The sequence below is a fragment of the Hamadaea flava genome (assembly GCF_024172085.1).
Lineage (GTDB): Bacteria > Actinomycetota > Actinomycetes > Mycobacteriales > Micromonosporaceae > Hamadaea > Hamadaea flava.
In genome coordinates, this window is the sequence record NZ_JAMZDZ010000001.1 from 8,778,981 (window position 1) to 8,795,173 (window position 16,193).

14 protein-coding genes are annotated in these 16,193 nt (G+C 69.4%); 9 read left to right on the plus strand and 5 right to left on the minus strand.

What is annotated here, in order from left to right; all coding sequences use genetic code 11:
* Positions 1–111: 111 nt before the first annotated feature.
* A complete protein-coding gene (locus HDA40_RS40800) occupies positions 112–1,728 on the minus strand; it encodes an ADP-ribosyltransferase domain-containing protein (RefSeq protein ID WP_253763443.1) in 1,617 nt (538 codons plus the stop codon).
* Between the two features lie 266 nt (positions 1,729–1,994).
* On the opposite strand from HDA40_RS40800, the gene HDA40_RS40805 reads away from it, so the two are divergent.
* Entirely contained in the window at positions 1,995–2,660 is a 666-nt protein-coding gene (locus HDA40_RS40805) for a macro domain-containing protein (RefSeq protein WP_253763444.1), read from the plus strand.
* A gap of 57 nt (positions 2,661–2,717) precedes the next feature.
* On the opposite strand, the gene HDA40_RS40810 is transcribed toward HDA40_RS40805, so the two are convergent.
* From HDA40_RS40810 to HDA40_RS40820, 3 genes are all read right to left on the minus strand, one after another.
* Positions 2,718–3,284 carry a hypothetical protein gene (locus HDA40_RS40810; protein WP_253763445.1) on the minus strand — a complete coding sequence of 189 codons (567 nt, stop codon included), beginning with the start codon at positions 3,282–3,284 and terminating at the stop codon, positions 2,718–2,720.
* Between the two features lies 1 nt (position 3,285).
* Positions 3,286–3,930, minus strand: a complete 645-nt coding sequence (locus HDA40_RS40815) for a Fic family protein (protein WP_253763446.1) — start codon at positions 3,928–3,930, stop codon at positions 3,286–3,288.
* A gap of 73 nt (positions 3,931–4,003) precedes the next feature.
* Positions 4,004–5,167 carry a hypothetical protein gene (locus HDA40_RS40820; RefSeq protein WP_253763447.1) on the minus strand — a complete coding sequence of 388 codons (1,164 nt, stop codon included), beginning with the start codon at positions 5,165–5,167 and terminating at the stop codon, positions 4,004–4,006.
* Between the two features lie 151 nt (positions 5,168–5,318).
* On the opposite strand from HDA40_RS40820, the gene HDA40_RS40825 reads away from it, so the two are divergent.
* A complete protein-coding gene (locus HDA40_RS40825) occupies positions 5,319–6,344 on the plus strand; it encodes an ATP-binding cassette domain-containing protein (protein WP_253763448.1) in 1,026 nt (341 codons plus the stop codon).
* A complete protein-coding gene (locus tag HDA40_RS40830; protein WP_253763449.1) occupies positions 6,341–7,156 on the plus strand; it encodes an ABC transporter permease in 816 nt (271 codons plus the stop codon). Before HDA40_RS40825 ends, HDA40_RS40830 begins: the two co-directional genes overlap by 4 nt.
* Here the strand turns inward: HDA40_RS40830 and HDA40_RS40835 are convergent.
* Complete coding sequence (locus HDA40_RS40835) at positions 7,135–10,041, minus strand: ATP-binding protein (protein ID WP_253763450.1); 2,907 nt, start codon at positions 10,039–10,041, stop codon at positions 7,135–7,137. The genes HDA40_RS40830 and HDA40_RS40835 overlap by 22 nt on opposite strands.
* A gap of 155 nt (positions 10,042–10,196) precedes the next feature.
* Here HDA40_RS40835 and HDA40_RS40840 point away from each other — a divergent pair, with 155 nt between their 5' ends.
* The 6 genes from HDA40_RS40840 to HDA40_RS40865 all read left to right on the plus strand — a co-directional run bounded on the left by HDA40_RS40840 (position 10,197) and on the right by HDA40_RS40865 (position 16,185).
* A complete protein-coding gene (locus HDA40_RS40840; protein WP_253763451.1) occupies positions 10,197–11,282 on the plus strand; it encodes a CdaR family protein in 1,086 nt (361 codons plus the stop codon).
* Between the two features lie 138 nt (positions 11,283–11,420).
* Positions 11,421–12,416: a sugar ABC transporter substrate-binding protein gene (locus HDA40_RS40845; protein ID WP_253763452.1), complete on the plus strand. Its 996-nt coding sequence runs from the start codon at positions 11,421–11,423 to the stop codon at positions 12,414–12,416.
* On the plus strand, positions 12,413–13,198 hold the full coding sequence (locus HDA40_RS40850; protein WP_253763453.1) for an ATP-binding cassette domain-containing protein: 786 nt from the start codon (positions 12,413–12,415) through the stop codon (positions 13,196–13,198). Before HDA40_RS40845 ends, HDA40_RS40850 begins: the two co-directional genes overlap by 4 nt.
* Positions 13,195–14,217: an ABC transporter permease gene (locus HDA40_RS40855; protein WP_253763454.1), complete on the plus strand. Its 1,023-nt coding sequence runs from the start codon at positions 13,195–13,197 to the stop codon at positions 14,215–14,217. The genes HDA40_RS40850 and HDA40_RS40855 overlap by 4 nt, the downstream gene beginning before the upstream one ends.
* Positions 14,218–14,221: 4 nt before the next feature.
* Positions 14,222–15,181: an alpha/beta hydrolase gene (locus HDA40_RS40860; RefSeq protein WP_253763455.1), complete on the plus strand. Its 960-nt coding sequence runs from the start codon at positions 14,222–14,224 to the stop codon at positions 15,179–15,181.
* A 32-nt stretch (positions 15,182–15,213) separates the two neighbouring features.
* On the plus strand, positions 15,214–16,185 hold the full coding sequence (locus tag HDA40_RS40865; protein WP_253763456.1) for an alpha/beta hydrolase: 972 nt from the start codon (positions 15,214–15,216) through the stop codon (positions 16,183–16,185).
* Positions 16,186–16,193: the final 8 nt, after the last annotated feature.

Genomic DNA, 16,193 nt, shown 5'->3' on the forward strand with positions numbered 1-16,193 from the left:
GCGCGATGACGCCGACATCACCGCGGACGACGTCGGCGTCGACGTCGTCCGCGTGCCCCTCGCAAAGGTCGCCCCGGTTAGCTGCGCTCGCCGGGGCGCTGTCATTTCGGATTAGGCCACGAGCGGCTCTTCGGTCAGCTCGGTCAGCTGGACCGTGCACAGGCCGCCACGCTCGGCCCTCACGTCGGTGACCTCGAGCTGAGTACCAGGAGCGAGGATGAACTCCTCCTCGCCGGAAAACGCCGAGAAGCTGCGGATGCCAACCGCCCGGACGGGACGTACCTCGAAGAGGGTGCGCTTGCCGCGAGGTCCGAGAAACGCTTTCGCCACACCAAGTTTGGAGGTGCACGAGGACACGCCCCACCAGGTGACCGTCTGGCCGAGCGGGTATTGCGCGCGCAGGTCCAGCGATACGCCGCGCCACAACGGCTCGGTGCGGGCGGGCAGCCGGGACACCGCGGAGAACAGCAGCCGGAGGTAGGCCAGGTAGGGGGTGATGCGGCTGCGGTCGGGGTGGCGCAGGGTGGCGTTGATCTCCCGGTAGAACGCCGACTCGCAGGTGTAGAGATAGAGCGCGGCCACCTCGTCGGCGGACAGCCCGACGGTGTCCTTCTCCGCCCGCGACTGGCCGAACTCGTGTGCCTGGCTCACGTACCAGTCGAGACCGGACAGCACCTTGGTCACCGGGCCGATCGCCTCCTGGATGTCCATCAGCGGCGTGTCGAACACGCCAGTGATCGCCGGAAGTACCAGACCCTCGTCCTTGACGCTGGCGAGCCGCTCCAGGTAGAGCTTGTGCAACTCCATCGTCGAGGTGATGAAGGCGCCCATCCGGCTGGCGGTGTCGGGGTCGGTGCCCTTGCCGGCCGTCGAGGTCTGGTCCCAATCCTTGCTGGGCAACCAGTCGATCTGCTCGGCTCCGACCTCTCCCAACGCCGCGTTGATCTGCGTGAAGTGGTCACCATCGCAGAACAGTTCGCCCCGCGCCGCCGGGTTGGCGTGGTCGATGTGCCGCACCTGCACATCCGGGTAGCGCTTTTGGAGCTGGAGCACAACGGTTTTGAGGCTACGGGCGTGGGTGCCCCACCACGCGAAGACCACACCCCGGTCGGACTCGTCGGCGTGCTGCTTCGCCTTGAAGATCTCCTCGATCACGCGCTCGACCGCGGGCCGCCAGAACGCGGTGTGCTGCTCGGTGCTCATCGCCCCGTCGAGGCTCGTGGTGAGGGCAGCGTGGAACAGCAGCACCCCCTGGGTGAGCATCGCCTGGAACCACTCCGGCGGCTGCACGATGTCCTGCTTCTTCAGCAGGGCCCGCAGATCGCCGATCGAGGTCGTCTTGGGAATGCCGTACTTGCCCATGGCCGCCGCCTTGATGATGCAGCGGATCGAGACCGTCCGGCCGAACAGGCTGTCGGCCCAGTTGTGGAAGGCGTTGTCGAACATGGCGATGCCGGTGGCGCTCTCCTGCCGTGGATAGGGCTCCTGGCCGAAGACCACGACCTTCCACTTGTGTGCCGGGTGCGGCTTGAGGGCTTGGAAGGTCAGTTCCCGGACCGGGCCGACGTGCGGTCCGCGACCCGGGCCGATGAACGCGGGCGCGGCCGGATTCGCCTCGATGACCGGCTTCAGCAGCGGCAGCCAGGGCTCGCCGCCACCAGCGAAGAGCTCGGTCAGGCCGAGCGGATCGATGGGGTCGGGCGTCGTCGAGGGTCCACTGTCGCTCATCGTGCGTTCCCCGATCTGTCGTCGTGCCGCAAGGGCACGGAGAGAATAGGCGGACGAGGCCGAGGAAACGTCATCAGTCTCCCGAGCACTCACCACTGTGGGCATTCCGGCGCGGCGAAGCCTACGGCGATCAACCGACAAGAAGACGGCCTTCGATCAAGATGAAGTCGATTTCCATGGTCGAGGTACGTCTGCCGAAAGCTGTCGGTGCCCGGTGCTACTTTCTGGCCCGCCGGAGCACAGTCCCTCTACATCGGAGTCGAGCCATGACCAATGAGCAAGATAAGCCGCAGGTGCGAGTGGTCCTCACCGACATCAACGCCAAAGTCGTGCAGGCATGGCGCTCGGCGTTCGCCGACAACCCGGAAGTCGAGATCGTCTCCGGATCGATCATGAATCAGGCCGTCGACGCCTGGGTCAGCCCCACCAACTCGCACGGGCGGATGGACGGCGGTGTTGACGCGGTCATCAAGCAGCACCTCGGCGCCGGGATCCAATTGCGGGTGCAGCGGGCGATCCGGGCACAGTTCGGCACCTCGATGCCGGTGGGAAGCGCAGTGTGCGTCCGGTCCGGTGCAGCCGAACCCCAGTTCCTGATCTCGACGCCAACCATGGTGCGCTCCGCTGAGGACGTCAGCGCGAAGTTGAACGTAGCGTTCGCCTGCGCCGCCGCGTTCCAGGCGATCCACATGCAAAACGCGGCGGAGCCGGGGAGCATCGGCTCAGTGGCACTGGTCGGCCTGGGCGCGGCGACCGGCCGGGTCCCGGCCCAGGTCTGCGCCAACCTGATGTGGACCGGCTACACGCTCTTCAACGATTTCCGCTTCCCGACCTACGACGACCTCCGGACGACGATCAAGGCCCAGCTCGGCGACATCGACCGCCGCCCCGAGACCGAGCGCGCCCGCATCCAACCCCCGGCCCGCCGCTGAGCTCACGGCGGATGCACTGGCGGCGTCCAGGCCGTGACAAGCTTGGCCGGGCAGGGGTCACCACTCGAAGGTCGTCCACTCCCGCATCGGGAGGAGACCTTCGGTGGTGTCCCCACAGCGATCAGCCCATGCCTCCGCCACCATCACCGGGCGGCTCAGCACGATATCGCCGGCTCGCTGAATTCGCAGTACCAACCCGAGCTGCGGTGACCACGGATCAGCCTGCTGCGAGTACCACAGCTCGTGGCCGCAAGTCTTGAGGTAGTCGGCGATCTCCCTCTCCATGCGCGAGGGTGTCTGCGCGACCAAACGCATACCGTCCAGGGTCACCTGCGGACCACGTAGGGCATTAATGACGATGCCTGCCAGGCCGATGGACTCGTCGTAGTACGTGGTCACCGCTAGCCGGCCGGGCATCTCAGTTCGCCGCTCCAGCCAGAACTCGGCCCATCCATCCCCGTCCGAGGCGCCCAACGAGGCCGCGACGCTGAGGGAGCCGCGTACTGCGGCTCGCGCCTGGTCGTGCGTCATGCCGAACCGCAACGGGCCGACGTGCTCGAAAGGCGTGAACGACCACGCGAGCCTCTCCGCCTCGGCCAGGACGGCCCAGATGCCGGTCGCCATGTCACACCTCCCTGGTGGTGCCGCGCCCGGAACACCGGGGCGAAAATGGTTGTCGCGAAGACGGCTGGAATCCGCCCGCATCCTCGATTGCCGCGTGCCTGTTCGCTCGCACCCAGCGGCGATGGGTGGCCGTGGCGATGCCGTGAACGAGCCGGGCGAGGTCCGCTGCTCCGTCAGCGTCGTCGGCGCGCCGCGGCGTCGTGAGGATCGGCGTGAGGTCGTCGAGTTCGACGCTCTCACGCAGTAACACGAACTGGAGCACCAGTCCGGCCAGACGAGCATTGCCGTCGTCGTAGGGGTGGAAGAAGGCGACATCGAGGTAGGCGCGAGCCGCGCGGGCCGTCACCGGTGCTTCGCGATCGGTGGTCTCCACCAGACATGCGGCGAACCGCAGCTCAGTGTCGGCGTGCAGCCCGTACCGTTCCCGGCCGTTCTTCGCATACGCCGGCGACTGGCGGAACTGGGCGACCGCGACGCCACGGATGACCCGGTTCCAGCGAGCCAGGAGACTCACGGTGAGGTCGGCGTCGGAGGCGGCTTCACGTCGCACGTCGTCGTACGCGGCCAGCAACCGGCACAGCCGTCGCGGGCTGTGCCTGGACGACCCGCGGGCGAAATCGACGAAGCCGTCACGGATCGCGGGCACCGGCATCGTCGGATGTGGAACGAGATTCCGCCACCCGACGGTTTTGCGCAACCGTTGCCAAACCGCCAGGTGGTCAGGCGCGGTCAACAGTCACCTGCCGCGCCAGGTCCTCAGCTACCGACGTCACAACCGCTCGCGGCGGCTCCACCCAACTGTTGAAGCGGCCGGCGACGGCGTGCTCGAGCAGCTCCGCCCGGCGGGTGGACTCGATCCCGGCCGCATCGAGAAACCAGCCCAGCACGGTCACACAGCAGCGGTACCAACCGGATTCGTAGTGAGTGCTGTCACCGACCGCGGTCACCAGGTGCGCGACCGCGCGCTCCCATCCGTCCAGGTCGTCGGCGGGAAGAGGCAGGAACCGGTTGAACCGTTCCGCCACGTCGTCGAGCCAGCCGCGCCACTCCACCAGGGCGGCAGAGATCGCGGTCGCGGTCGCTTCCGGCGTAGTGACGGAATGCCTGAAGCAGCACCACGAGCCTACCGGTCCACCATCGAGGTCGCCTTCGCCGAGTGACCAGCGCCAACCCACCGCCCACCGCCCGTACCGCTCGATAAGCCCGGCGGACACGTTCTCCAGCCACAGATCTCGGAGACGCCAGTCGGCCCGAGGCGACGGGAGTTCGGCCGCAGCGATCAGATCACTCACCACAGCCAGAACCATGTTCGGATCGAGGGCCCGATCCCGGAGGTCGGTGTCCGCCCAGCTCAGCTGACTGGGATGCGGTAGACGGAGGTCCCGGGGCAGAGTGTAGAGGGTGACCTGGCCGGCGCCCCGGACAACCCGCCAGGCCGGTGGCTCGCCCGTGCCGTCCGCTGCCGGCGGGCCCGCCGCCGTGAAGCGGCCTTCGTCATCGGTGGCGAACTCGACCAGCAGGTCATGCCAGGCCACCACAGCGTCAGCGATGCAGGTCAGCGTCTCCTGCGGGGTCGTCACCGCAGGACGTCGCGCCCGCCAAACTGGAACGACGCCGCGATCCTGGTAGTCCTCCATCGCGAAGGTGAACGACCAGCCCACCACCCAGTCGCCCAAGTGCTCGACCAGCGCCTCCGTCATCCGGTCGTACCAGAACCCGACGAGCCGCCAGTCGGTGCCAGGCGGCGGGACGTCGGCCGCCGGTGGCAGCATCCGCACCAACTCCGCGACGCCGGCCGGGTTGAACGTGGGCCGCGCGGCGGGATCCACGGCGCTCCAGGTGAGTCTCGAGAACTCGGGGAGATGGACCCGGTCAGTCGTCACGCTCGGCCCTTTCCTACGGCAGCCGACCAGCTTAGTCGGTCCGCCGTCCCGGCGTTGGCGGTCGCGGTCGCGATCTGGGGCGATAGCACGTGGACCAGCCGTGAAGGCGGCGTGTAACCACGCTGCAAGTCGTATCAGTCAGAGTGGTCGCATGAACCTGACTGACACCACGATCCGCCAGGGCGCCACGACCGGCGTCCAACGGCAGCAGGGCGACCTGGCCGTCGAGGCGACGGGGCTGGTGAAGCGCTTCGGCGACGTCGTCGCCGTCGACGGGATCGACCTGCGGGTGAACATGGGCGAGGTCTTCGGCGTGCTCGGCCCGAACGGCGCCGGCAAGACGACGATGCTGAGGATGTTGGCGACGCTGCTGACGATCGACGGCGGCAAGGCCACCATCTTCGGTGTCGACGTCGCGGACCGGCCCCACCAGATCCGGCAGCTCGTCGGCGTGACCGGCCAGTACGCCTCCGTCGACGAGAACCTCACCGCCGCGGAGAACCTCTGGCTCTTCGGCCGGCTGGTCGGCCTGAAATCGAAGCCGGCGAAGAGCCGGGCCAGCGAACTGTTGGACAAGTTCGGCCTGGCAGATGCCGCGCACCGCCAGATCAAGACCTTCTCCGGCGGTATGCGGCGGCGGCTCGACCTGGCCGCGTCGCTGATCTCCCGGCCGCCGTTGATCTTCCTGGACGAGCCGACGACCGGTCTCGATCCGCGTACCAGGGGCCAGATGTGGGACACGATCCGCGAGCTGATCCGCGACGGCGCGACGGTGCTGCTCACCACCCAGTATCTGGATGAGGCCGATCAGCTCGCCGACCGGATCGCAGTGGTCGACCGTGGCCGCAAGGTGGCCGAGGGTACGCCGAACGAGCTGAAGGCGGCCGTCGGCAATTCCACGCTCTACGTGCAGCTGACGGACGTGAGCCGGACCGGTGAGGCGGCCGGGCTGGCGGCCCGGATCCTGGGGGAGGCGCCCGCGCTCACCCCGGAGGCGGGCGGCATGTCCATCGCGCTACCGGACCCGAACCGGGCCGCGGACGTGCTCATCGCGTTGCGTACGGCCGAGATCGGCATCGCGACGGCGTCGGTCCGCCAGCCGACGCTCGACGAGGTCTTCCTCGCCATCACCGGCCACTACACCGATGCCGCGTCCGATTCCGAGGAGTCCCGATGACGACGATGATCATTCCAGCGTCTGAGCGCCAGTTGAGCAGTCACACGTCGCTGACCGACACGGTCACGCATACGGCGGCGATGGCGTGGCGTGCGTTGAAGAAGATGCAACGCAACCCGGAGCAGTTCTTCGACGTCATCGTCCAGCCGCTGTTGTTCACGGCGATGTTCACCTACATCTTCGGCGGCGCGATCGCCGGCGACGTCAAGAGCTACCTGCCGACGATCATCACCGGCATCCTCGCCCAGACGTCGCTGACCGCGTGCATGGCCACCGGCACCCAGATGCGAGAGGACATGGACAAAGGCGTCTTCGACCGGTTCCGCTCGCTGCCGATGTCCCGCATCGCGCCGCTGGCCGGGCCGATGGCCGCCGACATGCTGCGCTACGGGATCGCGGCCACGCTGACCATCTTCACCGGGCTGCTCATGGGCTACCGGCCGGGCGGGGGAGTGCTGGGCGTCGCCGCGGGCTGGGTCTTGGTCGTCTTCGCCGGGTGGTCGCTGTCTTGGATCTTCGCGTGGCTCGGCACGTTGCTGCGTACGGCTCAGGCCGTCCAGGGCGTCGGAATGATGATCATGTTTCCGCTGACATTCCTGTCGAACGCCTTCGTCCCCACCCAGACGCTGCCCGGATGGCTTCAGGCCTTCGTCAAGGTCAATCCGGTCACGCTCGTCATCAACGCCACGCGGGACCTCATGAACGCCGGCTCGGTCACGTCCAACGTCGGCTGGGCGGTCCTGGGCTGCGCCGTGGTCGTGGCGATCTTCGCGCCGCTCGCGGTCGTCTCCTACAACCGCAAGATCGGCTGACTCACGCCGGCCAGCACGGCACGCAACGGCTCGCGCAGCTGCGCCGGGTCCCCAGGCGGGATCTCGGCCGGCTGCGCGAGCGACGTCGCCCAGCGCCAGTCGAAACTCGGGAGCATGCGGTTGTACGCGAACCGCTGCGCGTACGCCAGCAGCGTGGCGCCGGTCGCCCGATCCCCGAACGTCAGCTCCCAGACTCCCAGCGCGAACAGCGCGCAGCCGAGGACCGGCACGTCGACGAAACCGTCGTGGGCCAGGGACGCCCGCGCGGTGTGCAACAGCTCATCGCGTCCGTCGCGGAACGGGCGGCCGTGCCGCACGTGCGCCGCGACCACCGCCGCGTGGGCGAACACGTGCCACGGCGCGAAGGCCGCCCGCGCCTGCCCCAGCCCGTGCGCCCGGATCGCGGTGAGCGCGTGCGTGTAGGCGGTGAGGCCGGCGTCGATGTCACCGCGGGCGAGCAGCAACTCGGCCCGACCCCACATCAGTTCCAGCGGGCTGGGCAGGGCGTTGGCGGAGTCCTCGCCGGCGACTTCGTCGAAGATCTGCTCGGCGTCGTCGAAGCGGCCCTCGTGGATCGCGAGCATCGCCAGCAGAGCCAGGGTCTGCGCATGATCCTCGTGCGCGCCGAGTGCTCGCAGCACCGGCAGCGCCGCTTCGGCGTACCGGGCCGCTGTCGGCAGATCGCCGCACTGGAACGCCAGACCGCTGATCGTGGCCGAGAGGAGCCCGCGCATCCACGGCCCCTGTTCGTCGTCGCACAGCTCCAGCGCGCGGTGGGCAGCGGCCTGGGAAGCGACCAGATCCCCGAGATTCTCGTACGCGTGCGAGGCCCACATCAGCGCCAGCCGGGCGACGGCCGGATCCGGGTCCTCCGAAATCTGCTGGAGTCGTTCGACCTGCCGGTCCGGTTCGGCGCACCAGGCGAGGAGCACCGTGACCATCGACGCCGTGAGCGGATCGGTTCCGGGGCCGAGCTGCCGCAGGCGGTCCAGGAGTTGCTCTTCGACCTTCCCCTGGAAGATCATCTGGTTGGTTCCGGCGATACCGAGGCTGATCCGGGTGGCGTCGGCGAGCTGCGGCGGGGTCGGCTCCGACAGAGTCAGCGCGACGGCCTCGGCCGCGGTGCCGACGACCTTGTCGTGGGAGCCCTCGATCAGCCAGAACCCGACCAGCAGGGCGTACAGGGTCGTCACGGTGCTCACGTCGCCGGCGGCCAGCCCGGATCGCAGGACGTCGACGAGGTTGCCTTCCTCCTGCCGCACCCGCGTCATCGTCGCGACCTGATCCGGTGTGCAAAGGCGCCGCATGGCCTGCTGCGCCATGTCGACCGCCCAGGCCCGCAAAGCCTGCCCGGCCGCCTCGTCGTCCCCGGCGTCGACCAGCCGCATCCGGCTGAATTCGCGTACCGTTTCCAGCAGCCTGAAGCGTATCCGTCCCTGTTCCCGGACCGCGACGAGTGAGTGATCGACCAGCTCGGCGACGACCTCGCGGGCGTCGTGGCCGAGCACGGCGGTGGCTCCGTCGAGGCTGAAGCCGTCACGGAAGACCGCCAGGCGGCGCAGCGCGAACCGCTGGTCCTCGGTCAGCAGGTTCCACGACCAGTCGATGACCGCGTGCAGGGTCTGGTGGCGTTCGGGGACCGCGCGGCTGCCGCCGCGCAGCAGGGCGAACCGGTCGTCGAGCCCTCGGGCGATCTCGGGGACCGTCATCGAGCGGACCTTCGCCGCCGCGAGCTCCAGGGCCAGCGGCAGGCCGTCCAGCCGGTCGACGACCGCACTCACCTCGGCCGGATCCAGCGTGACGTCAGGCCGGGCGGCGGTCGCCCGCTCGCGGAACAACGTCGCCGCCTCGGCGGGCGGGAGCACCGGCAGCGGGTAGGTCCGCTCCGCGGGTAGGCCGAGGGGGACCCGGCTGGTGGTGAGCACCGTCAGATTGGGAGTGCGGCTCACCAGCGTGGCGACGAGGTCGGCCGCCGCTTCGACGAGGTGCTCGCAGTTGTCCAGGACGAGCAGCGTCGGAATCGTGCCGACCGCGTCGACCAGCCGGGCGAGCAGGTCGGTCGGCCGCGCCGGACCGGTACGCCCAGCCGCCGCGTCACGAATTCCCAGCACGTCGCCGACCTCGACGGCCACCCCAGCGGGGGAGGTGAGGCCCGCGAGCTCCACGACGTGGACCACTGGCTGTTCGGCCGAGCGGGCGACCAGCTGTGCCAGCCGGGTCTTGCCGAGCCCGCCGGGGCCGACGATCGAGACGACCCGGTGGCCGCGTACGAGGGTACGCAGCGCGGCGATGTCGGCCTCGCGCCCGATCAAGCGGTCCACGTCGTACCGGATCCCGCTGCGGATCGGACGGTCCGCGGCGAGCAGCTCCAGATGCAGCGCGCGCAGTTGGGGCGGCGGGTCGACGCCGAACGCGTCGGCCAGCCGGGCCCGATACTGCTCGAAGCGGGCCAGCGCCGACGGCACGCCCTGGGTGCCGGCGAGGGCACGCAACAGTGCGGTCATGACCTCCACGTCGTCGTCGGGCGCCGCCCGTTCCAGCAGCGGCACGGCGTCGGCGTACTTGCCATCGGCGGCCAGGCGCAGTCCTTCCGGGCGCAACGCCCAGGCGTCCACGTCGGCCGGGGCGAGATTGAGCCGGTAGCCCTGCCGGGTGCGTTCGATCACCTCGGCGGCCGTCGCGGTCCGCGCCCGGGAGACCACGACCTGCAAAGCCTTACGAGGGTTCGCCGGCAAGCCGTCGGCCCACACCTCGTCGGCCAGCTCGTCCGCGCTGAGCCCGGCCGGTCCGGCGTCGGCGAGTGCCCGCAGCAGCGTCGCCGTACGGTCGCCGGCGATCTCGCGGCCGTCCCAGGCGACCTCGTCGAGCACGGTCAGCCTGCTCATCGCGTACACCTCCTCTGCTGGCCTGTCCCAATGTAGGTCGTGCCTGCCTGCGTACCACCGGCACGTCCGGCGTCAAAACGGGCAGAAGGGGAGGTGTTCCGCCATCCGGCGGTCTGGCGTACCCGTCTTGCCGATCATGGGGCTAGAGTTCCCGCATGCAAGGGCTGCTGCGCTGGATCTCGACGATCGACTCCGCAGCCGAACGCGCCCTGCGCATCATCGAGTTCTACGACCAGCTCACCCGGCACGACGCCGACATCGAGGCGGTGACCCGCGCGACCGCCGTGATGGCCGAGGCCACCGCCGGTGCGGAAGACGACCTCCACGACGTCGTGTGCGCCATGACCCCGGCTGGTCGGCCGGCGCAGGAGATCGGCGCTCGGACGATCTCGCGGCCGGTCGTGCACGGCAACACCGAGATCGGGCGGGTCTGGCTCGCCCGCCCCGAGGGCGACACCGAGCGGGACTGGGACGACCTCATCATGGAGCGGATGGCGCTGGCCGTCGCCGCCGCTCACGCTCGGCGGCGGCACCCGGAACGCAGCCCGGTGTCCGGCCCGGCCGATCCGGCGATCGTGCAGTACCTGCTCGGCGGCGGCATCTCCGAGCCCGACGCCAGCCGATCGGCCCGCCTGCTCGGGTTTCGCCCCGGTCAGCAGGTCAAAGTCGTCGTCGTGGCCGGTGCCGACCTGTCGGACCGGATGTCGGAGCTGCGGGCGGCCTTCGGCGGCTTCGTGGTGCTCGCCGCGCTCAGCGGGAGCACCGCCGCGGTCATCGGGTCGTCGCTGCCGGCGTCGGCTGCCCTCCCTGATGGCGTCACCGGCTGCATCGGTCCCGTCGTGCCGGTGGAGCGCGCCGATGCCTCCTGGCGCGCCGCGCACCGGGGTCTGCGCTTCGCCGCCATGTCCCCGACGTGGCCGGCGTTGATCGACACCGCCGACCTGGGCTGCCTGCTGGCGTTGGACGGCCTGGACCGGGACGGCATCCCCGGCCTCGCCGACGTGCGGGCGGTCGCGTCGATCGCGGCCGGTCGTCGCGGCTTGGAAGACCTCGATCTGCTCGACGTCATCTGCGCGTCCACCTCGCTGCGGGAGGCGGCCACCGCGGCGCACATGCACCACAGCAGCATCAACTACCGGGCGAACGCGCTCGGCGAGAAACTCGGCATCCAGCTCGGCACGGCGGTCGGGCGGTACCGGGCCCGGACGGCCCTGATCTTCTGGCGCCTGCACTGCCGTTGAGCCGATTCCGCCATCTGGCGGACGGGAGACCTGCGATTTCAGCCAGGTTCCGATGTTGTCACGGGCTGATCATGGCGAGACTCAGATCATCTTCTCCACACACACCCGAGCCGTTCACGCGGCTGAGAGGACTTTCCCATGTCTCGACGAAGCCGGCACCTCGCGCACCGGTTACCTCTCGTCATCACCGCCACGCTGGCCGTAGCGGCCCTGGCGGCGTGTTCCGCCAACCCGAATGAGGGCAGCGGATCGCCGACGACTTCGACCAACGCCTCGGTGGCGAGCGGTCCCCTGAAGTCAGCGGTGTTCGTCAACCCGTTGCCGCAGTATCCGGCCTGGCGCACCATCGGCGACTGCATCGCGAGCGAGGCCAAGGCCCGCGGGATCGACTTCACCGAGACCGGCCCGACCGGGGGAACCCTCGACGCCACGAAGATGATCCAGCAGATCCAGCAGGCGACCGCGAACAAGAAGGGCGCCATCATCACGTTCCCGGCCAGCGATGCCTTCACCCCGGTGCTGCAGCAGGCACAGAAGGCGGGAATCGTCACGGGCACCCTCTACGGCGATGGCGGTGACGTCGTCGTCGGGCCCAACTACACCGAGCTCGGCAAGATGTTCGTCGACGCGATCGCCAAGCGGCCCGGGCAGCAGAATCTCGGCCTGCTCGCGCAGAGCGACACCGGCCAGGCCAAGCAGTGGGCCGACGGCGTCATGACGGCGGCCAAAGCCACCTCGAACGTCAAGGTCGTCGGGACCGTCTACACCAACGACGACGCGGCCAAGGCGCTGGACCAGGCCAACGCCCTGTTGACCGCCCACCCCGAGATCAACGTCATGGCCAGCCACATGGGTTCGGTGACCCCCGGCGTCGTAGCCGCGATCAAGGCCCGCAAACTCGTCGGCAAGGTCGTGTTCGTCGCGTCCGGCGCCGACAACGGCGGCAAGGAGGCGGTCGCGGACGGCATCGCGTACGGGGCTTGGCTGCAGGGGCTGTGCGACGAAGGCAAGACCATCCTCAACGCCGTCGCGGACAAGGCCGAGGGCAAGACGGTCGCCTCGCACATCGACGCCAAGGAGACCATCGGCACCAAGGACGACCTCACCACGCTGCTCGGGCAGGGCTGGGGATGATCGATCCGACCAGCCCGGCTCTGCACCTGCGCGGGATCTCCAAGAGCTTCGGCTCGGTCCAGGCTTTGGAACACGTGGACTTCTCGGCCTGGCCCGGTGAGATCCACGCGATCGTCGGAGACAACGGCGCCGGCAAATCCACCATGCTCAAGATCGTCACCGGTATCCACCAGGCCGACGGCGGCGAGATCGCCGTCAACGGCAAGCCGGTCGACCTGCGGCACACCGCCACGACGGCACAAGACCTCGGCGTGGCGGTCGTCTACCAGGACCTCGCGCTCGTCGAATGCCTGGACATCGCGCAGAACCTGTCGCTCGGCAGCCTGCCGCGCCGGTGGGGCATCGTGCTGGACCGCCGGCGGATGGCCCGCGATGCGGCGAAGGTGCTCAGCGACCTGAAAGTCCGCGTCGGCGACGTCCACACCCCGGTAGGTCTGCTCTCCGGCGGGCAACGGCAGATCATCGCCATCGCCCGGGCCGTCCGGATGGACAAGCCGCTCATCCTGCTCGACGAGCCGACCGCGGCCCTCGGCGTACAGGAGTCGGCGCGGGTCGGAACGATCATGGGGGAGCTGCGCACCGCCGGCAAGGCGGTGGTCTGCATCAGCCACGACCTCGAATTCGTCTTCACCCACGCCGACCGCATCACCGTGCTGCGGCTCGGCGTGAGTGTCGGCACCCGCAAGACGTCGAAGACGACCCGCGACGAAATCGTAGGGCTCATCACCGGGGCGTTTCCCGGCGATCCGCGGCCCACCGGAGCCCAGAAGGATGCGGCATGACCGTCACCCAGCAACCCTCGGTCGCCAACCGTGAACCGGGTGCCGCCGCCGGCCCAGCTCACCGTGGCCTGTGGTCCCGGGCGCTCCTCCGGCAGGAGTTCACGCTCGCCCTGGTCATCGTGGTCATCAGCGTCGCCGCCTTCACCCGCAACCACGCGTTCCTCAGCAGCGACAACGTGCTCGAACTGCTGCGCAGTTCGGTCATCTACTTCGTCATGGCGTGCGGCGCGGCCCTGCTCACCATCGGCGGCGGACTGGACTTCTCCGTCGGCGGCGTCTTCACCCTGGGTGCGCTGAGCACCACTCTGCTCCTCGTCCGCGACGTTCCATGGCCGTTGGCGGTGGTGTTCGGCATCGTGATCGGCGCCCTGGTCGGGGCGATCAATCACCTCGTCATCACCTATCTGCACGTCCCGCCGATCATCGCGACGCTCGGCACGTTCTTCATCTTACTGGGACTGGACACCCAGGTCTCGCAGGGCGACGACGTGTTGCCGCTGCCGGAGGCGTTCACGACGTTGGGACAAGGAAGCGTTCTGGGCATTCCGAACGTCATCCTCTACGCGATCGCCGTCGGGGTCGTGTGCTGGTTCCTGCTGGAACGCACCCGGTTCGGGGTGAACGTGCGCGCGCTCGGCGGTAACCGGCAGGCCGCGGTCCAGAACGGACTGCGGGTCGCCCGGCTCGACCTCGCCCTGTACGCGATCGCCGGAGCGACCGGCGCACTGGCCGGGATCATCTACGCCGCCCGCGTCGGGGCCGGTCAGGTGCAGGCCGGTGGCGCGACGACGACCCTCAACGTCGTCACCGCGGTCCTCATCGGCGGCGTGAGCCTGTTCGGCGGCCTCGGCAGCATCACGGGGGTGGCGTTCGGTGCGCTCCTGCTGTCGACAGTGGACAACGCGTTGATCGTCGCCCAGGTGCCGCCCGACTACAACAACATCATCGTCGGAGCGATCCTCATCGGCGCCGTCGCGGTCGATCATCTGCGCCGCAAGCGTCTGTACCGGCGAGGATGACGCGATGACGACCAACTGGACGGTCCAGGCCCGCTACGTGGATCCCGAACTCGCGGCGATGCAGGTCCTGTCGCCTCGGATCACGTTGAACGACCTCGCAGCCGCCCGCGAACTGGAACAGCTCCTCGCGACGCAGGCCACTCGCAGTGCCGACGACGTGGACATCCAGGAACTGTCCGGCGTACGCCGCGACGGCACCACGCTGCGGATGCGACTGTATCGGCCGGCGCGGTGGCACCGCTCGACGCTGCCGGTGCTGTTGTTCGTCCACGGAGGCAGCTTCGTCACCGGGGGGCTGCACAGCGAGGACAACCGCTGCATCCACTACGCGCGGGAGGCCCAGGTCGCCGTCATCGCCGTCGACTACCGGCTCGCCCCGGAACATCCGTTCCCCGCAGCCGTCGAGGACTGCCAGGACGCGCTCGACTGGGTCGTCGCCCATGCCGCGACGCTGGGCTGCGACCCGTCGAGGATCGCCCTCGGCGGGCTGAGCGCCGGAGGGTGCCTCGCCGCCGCCACAGCGTTGTGGACGGCGGAGCACCGAAGCATCTCCCCAGCCCTGCTGATGCTGCTGTTCCCGGTGCTCGACGCCAGGGTCGCCACCGGGTCGGTCAACGAGTTCACCGACACGCCGGTCCTCATCTCCGACACCGTCCACCGGCTATGGCGGCTCTATCTCGGCGAGCCCGGTCACCGCGCGGAGCCGGTGTCGCCGCTGGCATCTCCGGCCGCGGCCACGGACCTCAGTGGACTCCCGCCGACGCTGATGATCACCGCCCAGTTCGACCCGCTGCGCGACGAGGGCCTGGCGTTCGGCGCCCGGCTGGCCGAGGCCGGCGTACCCGTCGACCTCCACCATTTCGGTCGCGGATTCCATTCCTTCGATTCCTTCGACGCCACCCGACTGGGGCTGGAATGCCTGGACATCCAGGTACGCGCCCTGCAGCGAGCCCTCGCCCCGTGACCGTGCCTGGAGCCAGCCCCATGGATGCACCCGTGCGTCAACCAGTCCTCGACCCCGTCGCCGCACAGGTCGTCGAGTACCTGACGCAGACCATGAACGTCACCTCCGACTCCGAACCCGAAAAGCTCCGTGAGGCGTTCGCCGCGACGACCGCCTGGCTGCGCGAACCGGCCGCACCGCCGACCGGCGTACGCGCCGAAGACCGCACGATCGGCGAGCCCGGGAACCCGGTGCCGGTGCGGCTCTACACGCCGGCCGGAGCGGAGCCGCAGGACGTCGTCGTCTACCTGCACGGCGGCGGCTGGGTCGTCGGCGGGCTCGACACCGCCGACGCGACCGCCCGCGCCATCTGTGCCATCGTTGACGCGATGGTGGTTTCCGTCGATTACCGGCTCGCCCCGGAGCACCCGTTCCCGGCGGCTGTGGCCGACTGCGCCACGGCCGTCCGCTGGGCGGCCGATCGTCGTCCCCGGTGGCTGGGCGTCGCCGGGGACAGCGCGGGAGGAAACCTCGCCGCCGCCATGGCCAACCGGTTCCCGGACCTCCTCGACGGCCAGCTGCTGCTCTACCCGGCCCTCGATCCGGGCCAGGACACGGCGTCCTACCGCCTGTTCGCCGAAGGCTATCCGCTGACCAGCGCCGCCATGAGCTACTACTGGCGCTCGTATGCGACACCGGACCACTATCGCGACGCGTCCGTGGCACCGATCCTTCACGAGGAGCTGTCCGCCCTACCGGCAGCGGTCGTCGCGACGGCCCACTTCGACCCGTTGCGGGACGAAGGCCAGACCTACGCCGCCCGCCTCGTCGAAGCCGGCGTGCCGACGGTGTACCTGCCGTTCACGACGTTGCCCCACGGCTGGGCGGACATGACCGACCGCGTACCGGCCGCGGCCAGCGCCCTGATTCAATCAGCCTCGGCCTTCGCGGACTTACGGGACCGGGCGGTCGGCGAACCAGAACACGGACGGCGTACGCGAGACGTCCCGGCACAACGCGCATGACAGTTGCC

Bases quoted from the DNA above. Each gene is read 5' to 3' on its own strand.
- HDA40_RS40800 (WP_253763443.1), bottom strand. From the start codon at position 1,728: ATGAGCGACAGTGGACCCTCGACGACGCCCGACCCCATCGATCCGCTC.
- HDA40_RS40805 (WP_253763444.1), top strand. From the start codon at position 1,995: ATGACCAATGAGCAAGATAAGCCGCAGGTGCGAGTGGTCCTCACCGAC.
- HDA40_RS40810 (WP_253763445.1), bottom strand. From the start codon at position 3,284: ATGGCGACCGGCATCTGGGCCGTCCTGGCCGAGGCGGAGAGGCTCGCG.
- HDA40_RS40825 (WP_253763448.1), top strand. From the start codon at position 5,319: ATGAACCTGACTGACACCACGATCCGCCAGGGCGCCACGACCGGCGTC.
- HDA40_RS40830 (WP_253763449.1), top strand. From the start codon at position 6,341: ATGACGACGATGATCATTCCAGCGTCTGAGCGCCAGTTGAGCAGTCAC.
- HDA40_RS40835 (WP_253763450.1), bottom strand. From the start codon at position 10,041: ATGAGCAGGCTGACCGTGCTCGACGAGGTCGCCTGGGACGGCCGCGAG.
- HDA40_RS40840 (WP_253763451.1), top strand. From the start codon at position 10,197: ATGCAAGGGCTGCTGCGCTGGATCTCGACGATCGACTCCGCAGCCGAA.
- HDA40_RS40845 (WP_253763452.1), top strand. From the start codon at position 11,421: ATGTCTCGACGAAGCCGGCACCTCGCGCACCGGTTACCTCTCGTCATC.
- HDA40_RS40850 (WP_253763453.1), top strand. From the start codon at position 12,413: ATGATCGATCCGACCAGCCCGGCTCTGCACCTGCGCGGGATCTCCAAG.
- HDA40_RS40855 (WP_253763454.1), top strand. From the start codon at position 13,195: ATGACCGTCACCCAGCAACCCTCGGTCGCCAACCGTGAACCGGGTGCC.
- HDA40_RS40860 (WP_253763455.1), top strand. From the start codon at position 14,222: ATGACGACCAACTGGACGGTCCAGGCCCGCTACGTGGATCCCGAACTC.